The sequence below is a fragment of the Bacillus sp. AM1(2019) genome, assembly GCF_009906915.1.
In the GTDB taxonomy this organism is placed as follows: Bacteria; Bacillota; Bacilli; order Bacillales; family Bacillaceae; genus Bacillus; species Bacillus velezensis.
Genome location: NZ_CP047644.1, coordinates 3,660,457 through 3,680,143, shown reverse-complemented (window position 1 = coordinate 3,680,143; position 19,687 = coordinate 3,660,457). Strand labels below are relative to the sequence as shown.

Genomic DNA, 19,687 nt, shown 5'->3' with positions numbered 1-19,687 from the left:
TAGTGTGATAGATAAATATAGAGAAGGAGGAGAAGTAATGAAAAAAAGTTTGGCTGCCGCAATGTTATTGTCAGCGGTTACTCTTGAATTTTTCACGATAACAGACTCAGTAAAGGCAGCTTATATTGACAATTCCATTTATCAGTTAGAAACAACACAAAAGTTTGCTTCTGAAAGTGAGGCTTCTCAGGCAGTTACAAAATTGAAAAAAGATACCGGATGGAAAGCAGACTATCAAAAGAGCGGAACGTCTAAGAACTATCAAATATCTGCTTCAGGTCTGACAAGCGAAACGAATGCTAAAAGCGTACTAAGCGATTTTACGAAGCAGACAGGCATTAAAGGAACATCAAGTCCGACGGGCAGTAAGCAGCCCTATTATACTGCAGTTTCCGGAACTATTTCAGGTGAACAGCAGGCTAATAACTTGCTTGATAAAATGAAAAAGGAAACAGGATTAACCGGTACTGTTAAACCGAATGGTGTGAAGCAGCCTTATATAAGCATTGTTACATCTGAGCTGACAAGTGAGGCCGGTGCAAAGTCTGCTATTCAAGAGTTAAAGAAGCAGACTGGAGTCAATGCTAATTATCAAAAACTTGAACAGGAACCGGAGATCATTCAAATTCAATCCGGAAAAATTCAAGGAGAGAAAACAGCATCCCAAGTGAAAAGCAGTTTTCAAAAAGATTCTGGGCTGAATGCCACGTTAAACATGACTGATAAAGGCCAGTCTTACTACATTGTTACAACGAATTCTTTGATCAATAAAGCAGATGAGGCGAAAAGTCTTATCAAACAGCTTGAACAAAGCACAGGCGTCAAAAGCAGTTACAAAACCATCAATAATAAAAAAACTATCACATCGTATAATATAGAAACGGGTTATTTTAACGGGCTGAGCATGGTTAAAAATTCGATCAGCCAAATAATAAATAACACAGGAGTTAAAGGGTCCTACCAAAAAGTTGGTGCTACAAGTAATTATGTTGTGAAAATGAAGGATGTCAGCCCGGAAAAACTAAAAAGTCTTCAAGCTTTTTTTAAGAAGAAAAGATGGCATATGACTTATACAGCTGTAAAGAAAACTTCAACCCAAACAACTTATCAAGTGATAACAAATGCTGTAACAAACGCACAGGCGGATAAAGCAGTAAATTTTCTTAGCAGAAAAAAATTAAAATCATCAAAATCAAATTCAGGAAAAACAGCTGCTAATCAATATCAACTGTTATCACAACAGACTGCTGACAAAACAAAAGTAACAAAAGGTTTAAACTCTTTAAAGAAAATCGGTATTAATGCAACTGCCAAATCTATAAAACAACCAAAAGGAATAACTTATAAAATTAAGACAGAAGCCTTGCTGGACACAGCTAAGATTAATCAAGTCAAATCTTTCTTCAAGACAAAAAAATTAACGGCAGTAAGTGAAAAAACCGGTAAATCCGCTTATACGCAATATCAAGTCACTGTTAGTGACTTATTAAATCAAAAAGATATAGATCGTGTGTTAACTTTTTTTAAAACAAATAATGCGAAAGGCAATGCCAAACAAAATGGCAAAAGCACATACACGCAATATAAATTAGTTACAGATCAAATCAGCACATCGTCGGCTTTAAACAAAGGACTGAGTTTCTTTAAGGCAAAGAACTTATCAGCAAGCTACACTACTAAAAACAATCCAATATACAGTATAGTGATTACTGAACAATTTACAGGAAAAAGCAATGCTGATAAGGCTGCAAGCAAAGTGAAGCAGCTTTATGGGTGGGCAGTTTCAAGTGTTGAGGTGAAAAGCGGTCCTCAAATAATGGAAACAAATTATAATATTACGATGAGTGAAATGGTCGCGAAGCAGTTAAAAGCGAACCCGCAGACGGATTCAAGTGCCTACGTATCTCTATCTTATATTAATAGTGCAAATTCTACCGTAACCGCAGATTTTCTTAATGTCAGGTCTACTCCAGAGGTAAAGAGCAATAATATTATAGGAACAGTGACAAAAGGTTATAAGGTTAATATCATTAGTGTAGAGAATAACTGGGCAAAAATTAAAATGGGTTGGCGGAAAGCAAGCGAGGAAGAAGTTTCCTACTATGTAAACCCCGCAAACTTTTCTGTGTCAGATAAAAGTTATTTTCAGTTTTTGAAGTTATCGAAATATGCAGGACTGACAGCATCAGAAGTCAATACAAAGATTTTAAAAGGGAAAGGAATTCTTGAAGGAAAAGGTGAAGCTTTTATTAAGGCAGCTGAATCTAACAGTATTAATGAGCTCTACCTGATTTCTCACGCTTTATTAGAGACCGGAAACGGTACCTCAGAGCTGGCAAACGGTGTGACCTATAATGGGAAAAAGGTATATAACATGTATGGCATAGGTGCATATGACGGAGACGCTGTGAACAAGGGTGCCCAATATGCATATAACCAAGGATGGTTCAGTCCTGAAGCAGCGATTACTGGAGGGGCCAAATTTATCGGACAGAGTTATATACACAATGCCGTATACAACCAAGATACCTTGTATAAAATGAGATGGGAGCCTTCTGTAAGCCACCAATATGCATCTGATATTGGTTGGGCGTATAAGCAGGTAAATAGAATGTACAGTCTCTATAGTCTGTTAGATAACTATCAGCTTTACTATGATATTCCTGTCTATAAATAAACGTGTTAAAGAGCTCGGAGTCATACTTCCGAGCTTTTTTCAATATTAAATTGGACAGATGTTTTTTTGTTTGTACGATTATTTTTAAGCACTATGGAGGCAATATAAATATATAAAACACCTGTTCAATTGTGTGAACAGGTGTTTTTGTATGTTATTTGTTCTTCTGCAAATTGGAGCAGTTTGCTGCTCGAATTTCCATCTGAATACATATTCCATTTGTCCGAGAACCGCTTCATTTCTTCTGCACGAAATGGCTTTTTCGTCATTTCCTCCAGAAGGGCTTCGCTGTCATGACAAGCCTTTCCGGGAATGACGGACGTATAATTGTCGATTAAACCGCGTTTTCGATCATATTCCTCCAGATCATACGTGAAAAAGAAAATCGGTTTATTTAAGAGCGCGAATTCAAAAGGCACGGAAGAGTAATCCGTAATTAAAATATCAGCCGCTTTCAAGAGATCATGAAGACGCATGTCAGACACGTTCTTGATCAGTTCGCTTTCAAACGAAGCCGAAATATGATGCAAAACGGCAGGATGAAGCTTTACAAGCAGCATATACTCTCCGTTTAACGCGTTTGTGAGCTGTTCTTCGGTGAATGGCAGCCGAAAGGATTGCATATCATAATCCCTGAATGTCGGTGCGTACAGGATGATTTTTTTCGGCCATTTGTGCTTCAGTTCGGGCTTGTGTTCTTCATAATAGACGTCAGTCAGGGGGACACCCGTTTTTAACAGCTGGCCGTCCCGTATGCCGAACGACTTTTTAAAAACGTCAGCCATCGCGTCTGAACCGACGGTAACAAAGTCAAACGAGCGGTACACTTTTTTAAAACGGCTGATATCTGATGCCGGACGATTTTGATTCGTCACATCCTCAAGGCCGAACTTTTTCAAAGAGCCGTTCGCATGCCACACCTGAATGCATGTCGTTTGCGGCCGGCGGTTTAAGACGCTTGTCATGAGGAAATAGTTATCCGTTATCACCACTTTGCTTTTAAAAAGGAACAAAACAGCCTTCAAAAGATGCAGCGGATGTTTTTCGTTCAGATAAAAAGAGCCGACACCTTCCAGCTCTTTTTTCAGACTGACGGCGTGTCTCGTATACAAAACCGTCATTTCATAAGAAAGCGATTCAGCGTGCGCTTTGTAAGAACGGATGAGAGCCTGCGCATTCTCTTCAAAAGATACCAGCAGGGTCAGATGGTTCTTGGGCTTTACAGGCTTGAACAAAACGCCGAGAACAGACAGATATATAGAATAAAAAGCGGCGAATAAAGATCGCAAGTTCATAGATTACCAATCTCTTTTGCTGTTTTATTTGTTTAAAGCTGTTTCGTTTGATCTTCTGCCTGCTTGGAATACAGGCTTTTATTTGATTTATTATTTCTCAAAACGGTAAAAGCATACTTCGGAATGTTCAGCATCCTTTTCCATCTCCACGGATTCGTCACCAGTCTGTACAGCCATTCCAGATTCGTTTTGATCATCCATTCAGGGGCGCGTTTCACCGTTCCGCTGAACACATCAAAGCTTCCGCCCAAACCGATCGATACAGCCTGAGGGAAAAGATGTTTGTGTTCATAAATAAATTGTTCCTGATGGGGATATCCTAAGGCGACAAATACGAGATCGGGTTTCGCCCGGGAAATCTGTTTGGCGACGAAGCGTTTATCCGCTTCATAACCGTTGCTGGCTCCGACAACCTCAATATTCGGATACTCTTTGCTGATCCGGTTCAAAACGGCGTCAAGCACGTCTTGTTTAGCTCCGTATAAAAATATTTTTTTAGACTGCCGGTTTGCGAGGCCGAGCAGCGCAAGAAACACATCGAATCCCGCAATTCTTGATTTCAGCGGGTGCTGCATCAAACGTGACATTAACACGACACCGATACCATCCGGCAGGACGAAATCCGCGGAAGAAATGACTTGATGATAACCTTTGTCTTTCGCCGCAGCGTATCCGATCTCAGGATTGACCGTCGCAATGACGGCTCCTTGCTTCTGTGCGATATAATAAGTGTCTAAATATGAAATAAACTCCTGTAAATTTCCATTAACGTAAGAAAGGTTGTGCACCATTTCAGTCTGCATCTGCCGTCCTCCTTTTTGTACGGGATTTTCTTTCACTTTTTCGTGACTTAGGCTAAGCTTTATTTTAACATAATACCTTCAGATAAACTTAACAATAGTTTTACAAAAATATAAATAAGATAACAATTTCTTTAATCATACGCGCAAAAACCCTGCTAAACTCCTATTGTAATAACATTTGTTAATAAGTGGAATTTAACTTCGTTTTACATTGGCTTAACCTTTTCAGGGCTATGTGATATAATGAGGTTCCATGAGTACGAAATTGGCACTTTAGTGATTAAGGATACAGCTGCGCAGCATTTCAGAGCAGTTGCTTGTTATACGTATGATGATAGAAAGGAGCTTTTGTTTCATGAAGAAGGTCATTACTTACGGAACGTTTGATTTACTGCATTGGGGTCATATTAAACTGCTTGAGCGCGCAAAGCAGCTTGGAGATTACCTTGTTGTTGCCATCTCAACAGACGAGTTCAACCTGCAAAAACAAAAAAAGGCCTACCACAGCTATGAACACAGAAAGCTGATTCTGGAAACGATCCGTTATGTCGACGAAGTCATTCCGGAAAACAGCTGGGATCAAAAAGTACGTGACGTAGCGGATCACAACATCGACGTGTTCGTAATGGGAGACGATTGGGAAGGCAAATTCGATTTCCTTAAAGATCAATGCGAAGTCATCTACCTCCCTAGAACCGAAGGCATTTCCACCACACAGATTAAAAAAGAAATTGCCGGGGTGTAATACGGAATTATTGAATGCATGAACTGTTCAAAGTACTTCTTATTTGCTGATAAGGAGTACTTTTTGATGCTTAAATAGGTTTGTTATAATAATCTGAGGGAATAGTATTATTTTGCAGTGTTTTACTAAATTCCATATGGTGAAAGGGAGAAAAAATTTGTCCAATCAGCCTATTAACGATAATAATGAGCTTCCCGATATGATGTATTATTTTATCTCAGGAGGCCTCCCGGATGATTACGGAGGTCTGACCAAATCACTATTATTGCGTTCTAAACTATTCGGAGAAGAGAGTCAAAAGAATACCGCCTTTCTTACTTTTAAATTTGATTTGGAATTTCGGAGAAAAAAAAACGAACTCTTTGAAAGAAAGAAAACCGACCCTCAATATACACAAGTTATCAACATGTATGATGACTTTTTAAGTAAAAGAACAAAAGGCAAGCGGATTTATTCGGAGAAAATTGAGCTGAATCAAATAAAAAAACATGTCAGCAAGGGGAAAGTAAGCAAAACTATCTCAAAAATGTTCGGAAAATCATCAAACGATTATAATCTTTCCTATTATTCAGGCAGTGATGACGTGCGTTACGTAGATTACCTGAATGATGAAAAACAAGTAATCAAAAGGGAAGAATACAATAAAGAAGGAAAACCCGTCATTGTCTCTCATTTTGATACAAAGACGAATCAAATCTTCCTTCAGGAGTTTATCAACAGCGAAAATGTCGTTTATCTGGAAAAGCACTTCATGTGGGATGACCAAAATGAAGCAGTCAAATTCACACATTTTACTTGGTACTCAGAAGAAAACCCTTTAACATTTAAAGATGAATTTGAGTTGCGCAGGCATTGGATTGATATTCTCCAAAAAGAAAACGATCGGCCTAAACTATTTCTGGTCGACAGCAGACTACAGGATAAACATGTCTTCAGAGTGAAAAAAGCGCCGTCATCTTATTATGCTGCGATTATTCACAATAAACATTATGGTGATAATAAGTTCCAGATCAAAGGACGCTATAAAGAACTTTTCGGCCAAATAAATAACCTTGATGCCGTATTTTTTATCACTGAGGAGCAGATTGCAGATTTCAGTTTGATTTCAGGGGAAAAAGAGACATTCTTTTTTACACCGCATACGATTAATAAACCGCTCGATGAAGAGGTTTTGAAAGTTCCGAGCGAACGAAATAAAGCGGTTATTATCTCTCGGATTGTACCAATGAAAAACCTGACGCATGCCGTTAAAGCGTTCAAACTTGTTGTAAATGAAATCCCGGATGCGAAACTGGAAATATTCGGTTCTGGAGGAGAAAGAGAGAAAATCAAAAAGGAAATAAAAGCTCAAAACCTCAAGAATAATGTATTGCTGAAAGGCTACACGAACAACCCTGATTACGAGTTTCAAAAAGCGTGGCTGACAATTTCAACTTCTCACTTTGAAGGCTTCGGTCTGTCCAATATGGAAGCATTGAGCAATGGATGCCCGGTCGTAACTTACGATTACGATTACGGTGCCAGAAGCTTGGTAGAAGATGGAGTAAACGGCTATGTAATTGAACAATATAATATAGAAAAGCTGGCTGAGGCCATTATCTCTTTAATGAGAGATGACAGCACTCACAAACAATTTTCACGTCTAGCCTTTAAAATGGCGGAGAAATACTCTAAACCAAACTATATTAAAAATTGGTCATATGCTCTTTTCAAAATGGTTGAAGTGAGAAAAGAAAAGGAACGGCTTGCTGAAAAAGTCGGTTCTAAAGAACACCCGATCACATCTTTTGAAAAAAATGCCAACGGATTAGCGATCAGCGTTTCAGTGTCTGACCAGAATGATGCATTTGAAAAAGTCCGAATGGTTGGGATTGATCGGAAAAACAAATCTGAAATCATATCCGTATCCGCTGATCAACCGGCTCAGCCATTTTATATAGATCTTGAAAAGGACATCCAAAAAGAAAAAATTGACGCAAATCATACTTCGGTTCTTGACTTTTACATTCAATATATAACAGCTGACCATATCCGTATTCTAAGAAGGGTATCCAGCCGTGAAGTCAATTTCGGCGAAAAAGATCGGTTTATGAATAACGGATATACTTTCGAACCTTATACGACTGTGAAAGGGAATTTCTCTATTAAATTAAACAAAAAGGATCACATCGATTAAGTGAAATCGGTTAAGTGAAGAGCTTTAATTCAGAGGAGCAGAAAATAAGTATGGATGAAAATACCGTGAGCAAATGTATTTTGAAAAGCTTAAAAAATAATGTGGGAGACCTGGCACTCTCTATTTCACTTGAAAGCGAAGAACCGTTAGCTGAGGAAGTGAAATGTTATTTAAAATTAAAAGAACGGCGTTCCGGAGCCGAGGATGTTGTTATTTTAGAGAAAGAGAGCCCGGCTCAATACAGTGCATCAATTAATATTCACTCGTTTCCTGAACCTTTAGAAATGGGACAGACTTATGATTTTTATGTGGTACTGGGGGAACCGGCAGCGGAAGAAGAACAGCCGAAGCAGGTGCGTTTAACCGTGGAAGCTGAAGCGATTGAGCGTGCCTACCACCTTGATCATACGACTGAGCTGTTAATTTTACCTTATACAACCGATAAGGGCAATTTCTCTTTAAAGGTAAAAAGAGAAGCGAAAATTGTGAAGTTTGATGAGATTCAGCTGAAGGCAGAAGAGATTATGATTTCAGGGTATGCAGGATATCTAAGTTCGGAGAATCAGCTTTCAGTTAAAAACCTGCAATTTGTCATTAAAAAAGGGGGAGAAGATCCCGTAGAGAAACATTTCCCTATTAAAATGACGAAAAAAACGGAGAATATTGAACAGTTTCGGGAAGATGCATTCACCCCTGAAATTTTTGATTTCCAAATAAAAATTCCATTAAAAGATATTCCTTATTCTCTGGAAAAACGATTTGTCTACCGTATGTTTATGGAGTTTCATTGTGAAAACGACGAAGCTGAACCTATTGTTCTCAGCAGCACTCCGCTTGTGCTCGGAGACAGAAAAAATAAACTGAAAGGCCTCATAAGCGTTGTGAATAAAGACAGCGGACCGGTCAGGTATGAGGTATATAAAAAGAAGAAAAAGCAGACTGTCTGTATCCGTGTGAACGACTACAGCCTGAAAACAAGGATGAGATACTTCATAAAAGGGAAGAAAAAACGTTTCATTTCCAAAATGAAAAAACTGAAAAAACGCAGAAATTCCCTTATTACGAAAGGTTATAAAGTTGTTTTCAGAATGGCGAGCAAAATGCCTGTTAAAAGCAAGACCATTATTTTTGAAAGCTTTAACGGCAAACAATACAGCTGTAATCCGAGAGCCATTTATGAATACATGCAAATCAATCATCCTGAATATAAAATGTATTGGAGCGTAAATAAACAGTATGCAGCGCCTTTTAAAGAGAAGGGCATTCAATACATTAACAGGCTTTCTATCAAGTGGCTGTTTGCTATGGCGCGGGCAGAATATTGGGTCGTCAACAGCCGTCTGCCTTTATGGATTCCAAAGCCGGAACATACAACCTATCTTCAAACATGGCACGGCACGCCTTTAAAAAGACTTGCAATGGATATGGAAGAAGTTCATATGCCGGGTACTAATACGAAAAAATATAAAAAGAATTTTATTAAAGAGGCATCCAATTGGGATTATTTAATTTCTCCTAATGCCTACTCGTCTGAGATATTTGCGCGCGCCTTCCAATTCGATAAAACTATGATTGAATCAGGTTATCCGAGAAATGATTTTCTTCATAATGATAATAATAATGAGACAATCACAGCGATAAAAAGAAGGTTAAACCTGCCTGAGGATAAGAAAATCATTCTTTATGCGCCGACATGGAGAGATGACCAGTTTTATGCTAAAGGCCGTTATAAATTTGACCTTGATTTAGACCTGCATAAATTAAGGGAAGAGCTCGGAGATGAATATCTCGTTATTCTGAGAATGCATTATCTTGTGGCCGAAAATTTTGACCTCGGTCCGTTTGAAGGGTTTGCTTACGACTTTTCTGCACACGAAGATATTCGGGAATTGTATATGATTTCAGATCTGTTAATTACCGATTACTCTTCTGTATTTTTCGATTTTGCAAATCTGAAACGCCCGATGCTGTTTTTTGTTCCCGATATTGAAACATACCGGGATAAACTCAGAGGGTTTTATTTCGATTTTGAGAAAGATGCTCCTGGTCCGTTAGTGAAAACGACAGAGGAAACGATCGAGGCAATCAAACATATTTCATCACCGGATTATCAGCACCCGGTTTCATTCAAACCTTTTTATGACAAATTCTGTTATCTTGAGTCAGGACATTCTTCTGAGAAAGTCGTGAAAATTGTGTTTGAATCTGAATAATAGAAAAACCCCTTTGTATGGGACTGACCCCCGTTTTTGAGACAGGGATCAAAACACCTTCATACAGCCAATTGCCGATATTGTATCGGCGATTGGCTGTTTAGTTTCGTTTGAATACGAATATTGTTATAATAATGAATGTATTCTATGGCAGTGCGTTCTACGATGGTCGTCGTAGTTCGATCAATGCTGTTAAGATAGAACGTTTCAGACTTTAGTGAGGAATGAAACGATTCGATGGAGGCATTATCAGCGGGCGTCCCTTTGCGGGACATGCTCAGGGTAATGCCTTTTGTTTTAACAGCTTTCTGATACTCATAAGATGTATAAACAGAACCTTGGTCACTATGTAACACGCAGTTCTCTGGCAGTGCGGGCAGCTGATCAAGTGTGTGTAAGACAAAGTCTGTGTCCTGTCTATCGCCAATTGTAAAAGCAATCACTTCTCCATTGTATAAATCCAATATACTGGAAAGATACAATTGTTTCTGCCCATAAGGCAAATATGTGATATCCGTTACTAGCTTTTCCAGAGGGCGATCAGACTGAAAGTTTCGATCCAATATATTCTCGGCCACGGCATATGGCTGCCCATCTTTCTTGCGCTTTTTCACCTTAACCCGGCATTGCCACTGATTCTTCTGCATAATGCGCTGAACCGTTTTATGATTCACACGCATTCCCTTTTTTAATATGGCTGTGATTTTCCGATAGCCATATCGAAACTTGTGTTCTCGGCACAACGTGCCGATTTGTTTTTCTAAATGGTATTTAGGATTATCTTTCATCAGATTCTTCTTCCAACGATAATAAGATGCTCGTGAGATACCTAAATGAATACAGATATCCTGTATGGTCATTGTGCCGCGCAATGCTTCTACAAGCTCGACTGGCGTTTCGCTATCAGCTTCCTTTCCAATTCGTTGTACTTTTTTAAAACTTCATTCTGTTGTCTCAGATAACGATTTTCTGCCTGCAGTTTCTCTAATTCGGAAGAATACTCCGGGCCTTTTCCGTAAGTGTATTGCTTTCCGACAGGCTGTTCGAATCGATGTGTATCCCCAGTCTTATGCCATCTAACCCATGTCTGAACCTGTGTCTTATTCTTAATATTCAATTCCTGCATGATCTCTTTCATAGGCACGCCTGCCAATCTCATTTCTACAGCCTTCTGTTTCACTTCAACCGGATAACTCACTCTTGTCCCCATAGAAAAAACACCTCCAAGTCTAATTTCGGCTAACAATCATCCGTTTTCAAACTTGAAGGTGTTTTTTGTTTGTCTCATCTTATGGGGTCAGTCCCGTATCAAGGGGTTTTTCTATTATGCTTTACAAACCTTTTAGCAGCATTTGCATGCGGCTTGAAAGTGAAAAAAAATTTGATTTCTGGTACAATTATCAGCGATGCTTTATAAAATCAAATCAACCTAAGGAAGATTAAAATGAATGCTGTAGTGAAAATACTAAAAGAGCAAGTAACATCATTTCCTTTAATCATGCGTTTAGCAGCCTACGAAACAAAGTCTAAATATCAAATGAATTATTTAGGCGTTTTATGGCAGTTTTTAAATCCTCTTATTCAAATGCTTGCTTATTGGTTTGTTTTTGGATTGGGGATCAGAAAAGGGGGGCCGATGGTTACAGGTGCCGGAGAAGTGCCTTTTATTTTGTGGATGCTTGCAGGTCTGATACCGTGGTTTTTTATAAGTCCGACAATATTAGACGGATCAAATAGTGTATTTAAAAGAATTAAAATGGTGGCTAAAATGAATTTTCCAATCAGTTCTTTGCCGTCTGTCGCCATCGCTTCTAATTTGTTCAGTTATGCAATTATGATGGTGATCTATATCATTGCATTGCTCGCCAGCGGAATCTATCCGAGCCTTCATTGGCTTCAATATATTTATTATTTTGTTTGTCTGATGGCTTTCTTATTTTCGTTCAGCTTGTTTAATTCGACAATCAGCGTGCTGATCCGAGACTATCAGTTTCTTCTGCAGGCAGTGACAAGACTTTTGTTTTTCCTCCTGCCGGTTTTTTGGGATATTAACTCAAAGCTGGGGGCAGCTCACCCGGAATTGGTTCCTGTCTTGAAGCTGAATCCGCTTTTTTATATAATTGACGGTTTCAGGAACAGCTTATTAGATGGTCAGTGGTTCTTTCAAGATGTGAAATATACACTGTATTTCTGGCTGTTCACCTTATTTTTGTTAACAGTCGGTTCTGTTTTACACATGAAATTCAGAGATAAGTTTATTGACTTTCTTTAATACGTAAGGAGATTGTACGATGAAACTAAAGGTTTCGTTTCGAAATGTTTCAAAGCAGTATCATCTTTATGAAAAACAGTCGGATAAAATAAAAGGTTTGTTTTTCCCTGCTAAAGATAACGGTTTTTTCGCTGTGCGAAATGTCTCCTTTGATGTATATGAAGGGGAGACAATCGGCTTTGTGGGAATTAACGGATCGGGTAAATCGACGATGTCCAATCTGCTTGCAAAAGTGATACCGCCGACAAGCGGTGAAATTGAAATGAACGGCCAGCCGTCGCTGATTGCGATTGCAGCCGGTTTAAATAATGCTTTGACGGGCCGGGATAACATAAGGCTTAAATGTTTAATGATGGGGCTGACAAATAAAGAAATCGATGAGATGTATGAAAGCATAGTTGAGTTTGCTGAGATCGGTGATTTTATTAATCAGCCGGTGAAAAACTATTCAAGCGGTATGAAGTCCCGCCTTGGTTTTGCTATTTCCGTGCATATAGATCCGGATATTTTAATCATTGATGAAGCCCTCTCCGTAGGAGACCAGACATTTTATCAGAAGTGTGTTGACCGGATCCAGGAATTTAAAGAACAAGGAAAAACCATTTTCTTTGTGAGTCATTCCATTGGTCAGATTGAAAAAATGTGTGACCGTGTGGCTTGGATGCACTATGGTGAATTAAGAATGTTCGACGACACTGAAACCGTCGTCAAAGAGTACAAAGCATTTATCGATTGGTTTAATAAACTCTCCAAAAAAGACAAAGAGAAATATAAGAAAGATCAGGTTGCTGAACGTAAAAAAGAATCGCCTGAGCAGCAGGCAATTGTGAAGGAACAAAAGAAAAATAGTAAATCCGGATCAGCAGTCAATGCTATTCAAATTGCTATTTTATCAATACTGCTTGTGTTTATGGCAGGAACCATGTTTTTCAGCGCCCCGCTTCGTACTATCGCTTCCTTCGGTAAGATCGGATATCAAGATGATGTTAACAAGGGGAAAGACCAGATATTGGTGAACAAAAAAGGTTTCGTATTAAAAGACCAGACGCAGGCCTATAAAGATACAGAGCTGAAAAAAAAGGCGGACTTCCTTATTCCGTTCGGTGCTCAGGTGAAAGTGGTAACTGAAGACAGGCAATCAGCAAAGATTGAGGTCAATAATAAAACGTACTATATCCCGGAAAATGCAGCGGTCTATAACGAAAAAAGTTCAAATGTGAAAGCATCCGCTTTTTCTCCGTATGTAAAGCAGGGTGATATTGATCAACTTGTGTCACATCTCGGTGAGCGCGTTAATGATATTCAGCAAGAAATGAAAGAGCTGCAGAAAGAAGTAGTGAACGGCCGGGAGATGCTATATCTTAAAAATGGCGAGGTCAGTTATGTAGTGAATAATGGCAAGGCCGAGCAGCTTGTTTTCAGAGGAATATCAGCTATTACTCCGGCAGATCTATCCCTGAATAATAAAGATGTTATAAAGGGCAGCAGTGATCGGCAATTTATTGCGGCAAATGATAAATACGCTTTTATTATCAATAACGATAATCAAACTTTAACCTGCATTATAAAATAAAAAGCTGTTGGAATAAATCCAACAGCTTTTTTTCTTATAATTCATCTTTTCTTAACAGGTCTTCCATGAAAGGAATAAGGTGATCACGCAGTTCACGATCCTGCATCGCAAATTCTAATGTAGTGGTAATAAAACCTAGTTTTTCACCAACATCATATCTTTTGCCCTCAAAATCGTAAGCAAAAACCCGCTGGATTTCATTCAGCTTTTGAATAGCGTCTGTAAGCTGAATTTCCCCTCCGGCACCAATTTGCTGTTCTTCAAGATACATGAAGATTTCAGGAGTGAAGACATAACGTCCCAGTATTGCCAGATTGGACGGAGCAGTCCCTTGAGCCGGCTTCTCAACAAAGTTCTTCACCTGATATCTGCGGCCTTCACTTGTCAGCGGATCAATAATTCCGTAACGATGGGTTTCTTCTTCAGGCACTTGCTGAACCCCTATAATAGAAGAAAGTGTTTTTTCATATTCATCCATCAGCTGGCGAAGCCCTGGTTTTTCAGCTTGAACGATATCATCTCCGAGAAGGACGGCAAATGGCTCGTCACCGATAAAATTACGTGCGCACCAAACGGCATGTCCAAGACCTTTTGGCTCCTTTTGCCGGATATAATGAATGTCAGCAAGATTAGAGGCTTTTCGGACTTTTTCTAAGAGTTCGACTTTCCCTTTTTCTTCTAGGTTTCTTTCCAGCTCTGGTGAGTAATCAAAATGGTCTTCAATGGCTCTCTTGCTTTTTCCCGTAACAATAATAATGTCTTCAATACCCGCTTCAACCGCTTCTTCAATTATGTATTGAATCGTTGGTTTGTCTACAATCGGAAGCATCTCTTTCGGCATGGCTTTTGTTGCCGGCAGAAAGCGTGTCCCTAAACCTGCAGCGGGAATTATGGCTTTGCGTACTTTTTTCACTTTAAAGCACCTTCCTTAGCGTCACTTAAATATAAGTTAAGATATCTATACAGACTCAGGCTTGCTGATATTTTCTGTATACCCGATATTTCATTTTTAACACTTTTAATGATATAAGATAAACCATTATTAAACAAGTTTTATCCGTAAAGCCTTAATGATATATCCTTTTTCATTTATGGGAAAAATAATACAAGATATTTAACTGGCGGATCATATCGTGTAAAATGGGTTGATAATGAAAAATGATCACAAACTTGATACAGGAGAAAGAGATATGAAAAAACTTAAAGTCATGACGGTATTCGGTACAAGGCCTGAAGCGATAAAAATGGCGCCCCTTGTGCTCGAATTAAAAAAACGCCCTGAAATAGAATCATATGTCACTGTGACTGCCCAGCATAGACAAATGCTGGATCAAGTTCTTCACGCATTTCAAATTAAGCCTGACTTTGATTTGAATATTATGAAAGAACGGCAGACGCTGGCTGAAATTACTTCAAACGCCCTGGTAAAACTGGACGGCCTGTTTAAGGAAATCAAACCTGATATTGTTCTTGTTCATGGTGACACGACAACAACCTTTGCCGGAAGCCTTGCAGCTTTCTATCACCAGATTGCAGTCGGACATGTGGAGGCCGGATTGCGCACGGGCAACAAATATTCACCTTTTCCGGAAGAATTGAATCGCCAAATGACTGGCTCGCTTGCTGATATCCACTTTGCTCCGACTCAGCAAGCGAAGCAAAATTTGTTGAATGAGAATAAAAAAGAAAGCTCCATTTTTGTTACCGGAAATACAGCGATTGATGCTTTGCATACAACGGTTCACTCTGAATACTCCCATAATATTATTGAAAAAATCGGCAATGACAGAATGATTTTACTGACGGCGCATCGCCGGGAAAATTTAGGTCAGCCGATGGAACTTATGTTTAAAGCCATCCGCCGGATCGCAGATGAATTCAGCGATGTGCAAGTCGTTTATCCGGTACACCTGAATCCCGCTGTACGTGAAGCTGCTGATAAGCACTTTGGTGATTCGGAGCGCGTCCATTTAATTGAACCTCTTGAAGTGATTGATTTCCACAATTTTGCGTCAAGGTCGTATTTTATTTTAACTGATTCAGGAGGCGTTCAGGAGGAAGCTCCTTCCTTAGGAAAGCCGGTTCTCGTATTGCGCGATACGACTGAACGGCCCGAAGGAGTGGAGGCGGGCACTCTGAAATTAGCCGGTACTGATGAAGAAACGATTTATCAGATGGCAAAACAGCTGCTGACAGACAAGCAGGAATATGAAAAAATGTCGCGGGCATCTAATCCCTATGGAGATGGCATGGCGTCAAGAAGGATTGCTGAGGAGCTGCTCTATCAATTCGGACTGCGTTCAGAGCGTCCTGATTCTTTCGAGGTGTAACAAAAAAGCAGCTCCGCATAATGTATGCGAAGCTGCTTTTTCTGCATTAGTTTAAAGGTTGAGGCTACTTCTCAATTCTTTAGTAATGGAAGCAAGACCGTTTTCATCTGCTTTATAATAGTAAATTCCGTTGATTTTAGTGCCGTCACCCTTCAGCTCATGCTGAATCACTTTCTTGCGGGCATCTTTATAGCCGGATTGAATATCCCACATATCATCAAAGGTTAAATTCGTTTTTACATTGTTCTCTACTACTTTAAACATATCTCCGAATTTCGTGACAGAAGAGATACTTGCCCCTTTATTGATAATACCCTCTATAATCTGCCGCTGTCTGTCTTGGCGCCCGAAATCCCCTTTAGGATCTTCTTTTCTCATTCGTGAGTAAGCGAGGGCTTCATCACCGTTTAATGAAATATTGCCTTTGCTGAAGTAATAACCGTCATAGTTGAAAGCGAATGTACTGTTGACAGTGATGCCTCCTAAAGTGTCAACGACATCTTTAAAGCTTTCCATATTTACTTTAATGAAATAATCTACAGGAAGGTTCAAGAAATTCTCCACAGTATCTACTGCCATTTGCGTACCGCCAAATGCATATGAATGATTGATTTTATCCATCGTGCCTTTGCCGATAATTTTTGTATAAGTGTCACGCGGAATACTGACCATTTCCGTTGTTTTTGTCTTTGGATTGACAGTAAGGTAAATGAGCGAGTCGGCTCTTCCTTTATCATTTTTACGTTCGTCCACTCCCATGATCAAGACAGAGAACGGTTCTTGTTTATTTATTTTCACCTCAGTGCTGCGTTTATTCGATTTGTTAATGTCTTCGTGAATACTGGCGACGGTTGATGCCGCTTTATGCCATAGATAGTATGTAAAGCCGCCGGAAACTAAAATAAAAATGCCGATGATTGTCAGAAAGACCAGTAACAAAGTCTTTTTCTTTTTTCTTCGTTTACTTCTCATCTCAATACACCCCATCTGTTTTAAATTGGAAATCGAACTCCTAGTAAATTCAATATTTTATAATAGAATACAATAAATCCTAATATAGTCGAATGTTATCGAAAAAAGTTTCAATGTTTCTTAATTTTTCTTTAAAATAGATAATATATTGTCGATAATCCATAATGAGGTGAAAAAAATGAAAAAAATTTTTGGATGTTTGTTCTTTATACTGCTTCTCGCCGGGTGCGGAGTTAATAATGAAAAATCTCAGGGCGAGGATGCGGGTGAAAAGCTGGTAACGAAAGAGGGCACTTATGTAGGACTGGCGGATACTCATACAATAGAAGTCACTGTGGATCATGAACCGGTAAGTTTTGATATCACTGAAGAATCAGCCGACGATGTTAAGAATTTGGATAATGGCGACAAAGTGACAGTAAAATATCAAAAAAATAGCAAGGGACAGCTTATGCTGAAGGATATCGAACCGGCAAATTAATGAATAGGGGGACGCTGTAATCTTGAAAACTTGCAAACATTTAATAGGACTGACTCTAGCTGTTGTTATATTGCTTATACCGGCGGTTTCCTTTGCGGCAGATTCAAATATATCTGTTAAGCTGACAAATTACATAGGAAATCAATCAAGCATTTCTTTATCTCCAACCGGTTTTTATCAGGTTACCGGTGATCATGTGTCTGTAACCAACCGCTTTTCGGGGGCATCCCGATATGAGACGGCGGCTCTTGCATCTGACTCCCAATGGACGAATCCTAAAACCGTTATTCTCATCAATCGTGATGTTTTTATCGATGCATTACCAGTAATTCCTCTGGCAAAAAAATTGGATGCGCCGGTGTTATTTACACAGCCGGACACTTTAACAAAAACAACAGAAAAACAGATTGCTAAGTTCAATCCCGATAATATTCTGGTCATCGGCGGGGCTAAAAGTATTTCAAAGGACGTTGAAAATAAGCTTAAGTCTTATGGAGCTGTGAAAAGAATCAGCGGGAAAAACCGTTATGTTCTGTCTGAAAACATTGCAAAACAAATGGGAAATTACGATAAAGCAATTGTTGTAACAGGTAATGTTTTTCAAGACGCTTTAGCCATTGCTCCGTATGCCGCTGCAAACGGCTATCCCATTCTACTGACTGAAAAGGATAAATTGCCGGATTATGATCTTCCGAAGCAAGTCTTAATTATCGGGAGTTCGTTCAGCGTGAGTGATGCTGTAGAAAATCAAATTAAAAAAACTTCAACTGTGCAGCGAATACCCGGATCAACACGGTATGAATTGACTGCTAATATCATTAATCAGCTAAAGTTGAAGGCTGATAAAGTCGTCATGACTAATGGAACGAAATATGCTGATGTCCTGGTTGGCGCTTCTTTAGCCGCCAAAAAAAACAGCCAAATATTATATATCAAACAAGATGATGTTCCTTCAGCAGCTAAATCAGTGACAAAAGAGAAGGCGTCGTATGCATACGACTTTATCGGAAGTACAAGCTCCATTTCCGCCGGGGTTGAAAATGAGCTTTCAAACCATTTTTACTTAGCCGGCGGAAGCACATACAACTTACAAATCAATAATGGAAAGTTAAATCTTAATCATATTAAAACATATGGGAATTCATTGAGAATAAAACCGGAAACGTACAATGAATCCAACCGGATCAGTTTGAATGGAAAAGAATACTTGGGGACGGTTAATTTTTCAATAGAGTCAGGCAAATATATCAGACCTGTAAATGAAAACATTCCTTTTGAAGATTATTTAAAAGGTGTCGTACCGAATGAAATGCCTGCAAGCTGGTCTCTTGAAGCGCTGAAGGCGCAAACGGTTGCGGCAAGAACATACTCAATTACGAAGACCGGGAGCACTGTTGCTGATACTACTGCTTTTCAAGTATATGGCGGGTACAGCTGGAATGCCAATACAACGAAAGCGGTGCAGCAGACAAAAAATAAGGTGCTGACTTACAAAGGGAATTTAATTACGGCGGCTTATTCATCGAGTAATGGCGGTTATACAGAATCAAGCGACGAAGTATGGGGTTCAAGCGTTCCTTATTTAACTGCGAAAAAAGACACAAAAGATCCTCAAACTGCCTGGAGTCTGACGCTTTCTAAGCAGCAAATCAATCCGGATTCAATTGATGTAAATAAGCCGGCCTCTTGGTTTGCTTCAAAGAATGAGACAAATGCAGCTCAACTGAGCGGTATTAAAAATTGGATTCTGAAAAATAAGGAAACAGGCGCTTCCGCCATTAAAATTTTAAAAATAGAAGATCTTACATTCAGCGGAACAACTAAAGGACAGCGGGCTAAAACAGCAACTTTGAAAGTGAATTACGCTGTCAAACAAAACAATGGAAATTACGAGGCAAATAAAACATCTGCAATGACTGTGCCGGTGACTGAATTGAGAACGATGATCGGAGCCTCCGTGTTTAAAAGCACTTATGTGACCGTCAGTCAAAACAGTTCTGCTTTTACAATCAGCGGAAAGGGATATGGACACGGCATCGGCATGAGCCAATACGGCGCTAAGGCAAGAGCGGATTCAGGAGATTCATATAGTTCAATTTTAAAATTTTATTATCCGGGCACTACATTGACTGACTATTAAATAAACAAGA

The 19,687-nt window shown here is 39.2% G+C and carries 14 protein-coding genes; 9 read left to right on the top strand and 5 right to left on the bottom strand.

All coding sequences use genetic code 11. The features are described 5' to 3' along the window. Nucleotides 1-37 precede the first annotated feature (37 nt). Nucleotides 38-2,677, top strand: coding sequence for an N-acetylglucosaminidase (locus GNE05_RS18215; RefSeq protein ID WP_017418794.1), 2,640 nt, complete (start codon nt 38-40; stop codon nt 2,675-2,677). A gap of 125 nt (nt 2,678-2,802) precedes the next feature. On the opposite strand, the gene GNE05_RS18210 is transcribed toward GNE05_RS18215, so the two are convergent. Next, on the bottom strand, nt 2,803-3,972 hold the full coding sequence (locus GNE05_RS18210; RefSeq protein ID WP_121984234.1) for a CDP-glycerol glycerophosphotransferase family protein: 1,170 nt from the start codon (nt 3,970-3,972) through the stop codon (nt 2,803-2,805). Nucleotides 3,973-4,004: 32 nt separating this feature from the next. Then, on the bottom strand, nt 4,005-4,775 hold the full coding sequence (locus GNE05_RS18205) for a WecB/TagA/CpsF family glycosyltransferase (RefSeq protein WP_014419028.1): 771 nt from the start codon (nt 4,773-4,775) through the stop codon (nt 4,005-4,007). A gap of 355 nt (nt 4,776-5,130) precedes the next feature. Here GNE05_RS18205 and tagD point away from each other — a divergent pair, with 355 nt between their 5' ends. From tagD to GNE05_RS18190, 3 genes are all read left to right on the top strand, one after another. After that, the gene (gene tagD / locus GNE05_RS18200; RefSeq protein ID WP_003151361.1) at nt 5,131-5,520 is read left to right on the top strand and encodes a glycerol-3-phosphate cytidylyltransferase; all 390 of its coding nucleotides are present in this window, start codon (nt 5,131-5,133) and stop codon (nt 5,518-5,520) included. A gap of 157 nt (nt 5,521-5,677) precedes the next feature. Beyond that, nucleotides 5,678-7,696, top strand: a complete 2,019-nt coding sequence (locus GNE05_RS18195; protein ID WP_021494863.1) for an alpha-glucosyltransferase N-terminal domain-containing protein — start codon at nt 5,678-5,680, stop codon at nt 7,694-7,696. Nucleotides 7,697-7,746: 50 nt separating this feature from the next. Next, complete coding sequence (locus GNE05_RS18190; protein WP_216631501.1) at nt 7,747-9,909, top strand: teichoic acid poly(glycerol phosphate) polymerase; 2,163 nt, start codon at nt 7,747-7,749, stop codon at nt 9,907-9,909. Nucleotides 9,910-9,968: 59 nt separating this feature from the next. Here GNE05_RS18190 and GNE05_RS18185 read toward each other — a convergent pair. After that, a protein-coding gene (locus tag GNE05_RS18185; protein WP_109567251.1) for an IS3 family transposase occupies nt 9,969-11,119 on the bottom strand; the annotation gives its coding sequence in 2 pieces (ribosomal slippage) (nt 9,969-10,846 and nt 10,846-11,119; 1,152 coding nt in all). Between the two features lie 234 nt (nt 11,120-11,353). Here GNE05_RS18185 and tagG point away from each other — a divergent pair. Both tagG and tagH read left to right on the top strand, forming a co-directional pair. After that, complete coding sequence (gene tagG / locus GNE05_RS18180; protein WP_021494109.1) at nt 11,354-12,181, top strand: teichoic acids export ABC transporter permease subunit TagG; 828 nt, start codon at nt 11,354-11,356, stop codon at nt 12,179-12,181. 19 nt (nt 12,182-12,200) lie between these two features. After that, nucleotides 12,201-13,754 (top strand): teichoic acids export ABC transporter ATP-binding subunit TagH, encoded by a 1,554-nt coding sequence (gene tagH, locus GNE05_RS18175; protein ID WP_103526587.1) that lies wholly within the window; start codon nt 12,201-12,203, stop codon nt 13,752-13,754. 34 nt (nt 13,755-13,788) lie between these two features. Here tagH and galU read toward each other — a convergent pair whose 3' ends face one another. Further along, entirely contained in the window at nt 13,789-14,667 is an 879-nt protein-coding gene (gene galU, locus GNE05_RS18170) for a UTP--glucose-1-phosphate uridylyltransferase GalU (protein WP_015240700.1), read from the bottom strand. 277 nt (nt 14,668-14,944) lie between these two features. Between galU and wecB the strand changes: the two genes are divergently transcribed. Further along, nucleotides 14,945-16,084 (top strand): non-hydrolyzing UDP-N-acetylglucosamine 2-epimerase, encoded by a 1,140-nt coding sequence (gene wecB, locus GNE05_RS18165; protein WP_160183062.1) that lies wholly within the window; start codon nt 14,945-14,947, stop codon nt 16,082-16,084. 51 nt (nt 16,085-16,135) lie between these two features. On the opposite strand, the gene tagU is transcribed toward wecB, so the two are convergent. Then, entirely contained in the window at nt 16,136-17,056 is a 921-nt protein-coding gene (gene tagU / locus GNE05_RS18160) for a polyisoprenyl-teichoic acid--peptidoglycan teichoic acid transferase TagU (protein WP_021494106.1), read from the bottom strand. Nucleotides 17,057-17,234: 178 nt separating this feature from the next. Here tagU and GNE05_RS18155 point away from each other — a divergent pair, with 178 nt between their 5' ends. Together GNE05_RS18155 and GNE05_RS18150 are read left to right on the top strand one after the other, a co-directional pair. Beyond that, nucleotides 17,235-17,537, top strand: a complete 303-nt coding sequence (locus tag GNE05_RS18155; RefSeq protein WP_017418804.1) for a membrane protein — start codon at nt 17,235-17,237, stop codon at nt 17,535-17,537. Nucleotides 17,538-17,559: 22 nt separating this feature from the next. After that, a complete protein-coding gene (locus tag GNE05_RS18150; protein ID WP_160183061.1) occupies nt 17,560-19,677 on the top strand; it encodes a SpoIID/LytB domain-containing protein in 2,118 nt (705 codons plus the stop codon). Nucleotides 19,678-19,687: the final 10 nt, after the last annotated feature.

Excerpts from the sequence above, each read along its gene's own strand:
- GNE05_RS18215 (WP_017418794.1), top strand. The coding sequence starts at position 38 with ATGAAAAAAAGTTTGGCTGCCGCAATGTTATTGTCAGCGGTTACTCTT.
- GNE05_RS18210 (WP_121984234.1), bottom strand. The coding sequence starts at position 3,972 with ATGAACTTGCGATCTTTATTCGCCGCTTTTTATTCTATATATCTGTCT.
- GNE05_RS18205 (WP_014419028.1), bottom strand. The coding sequence starts at position 4,775 with ATGCAGACTGAAATGGTGCACAACCTTTCTTACGTTAATGGAAATTTA.
- tagD (WP_003151361.1), top strand. The coding sequence starts at position 5,131 with ATGAAGAAGGTCATTACTTACGGAACGTTTGATTTACTGCATTGGGGT.
- GNE05_RS18190 (WP_216631501.1), top strand. The coding sequence starts at position 7,747 with ATGGATGAAAATACCGTGAGCAAATGTATTTTGAAAAGCTTAAAAAAT.
- tagG (WP_021494109.1), top strand. The coding sequence starts at position 11,354 with ATGAATGCTGTAGTGAAAATACTAAAAGAGCAAGTAACATCATTTCCT.
- tagH (WP_103526587.1), top strand. The coding sequence starts at position 12,201 with ATGAAACTAAAGGTTTCGTTTCGAAATGTTTCAAAGCAGTATCATCTT.
- wecB (WP_160183062.1), top strand. The coding sequence starts at position 14,945 with ATGAAAAAACTTAAAGTCATGACGGTATTCGGTACAAGGCCTGAAGCG.
- tagU (WP_021494106.1), bottom strand. The coding sequence starts at position 17,056 with ATGAGAAGTAAACGAAGAAAAAAGAAAAAGACTTTGTTACTGGTCTTT.
- GNE05_RS18155 (WP_017418804.1), top strand. The coding sequence starts at position 17,235 with ATGAAAAAAATTTTTGGATGTTTGTTCTTTATACTGCTTCTCGCCGGG.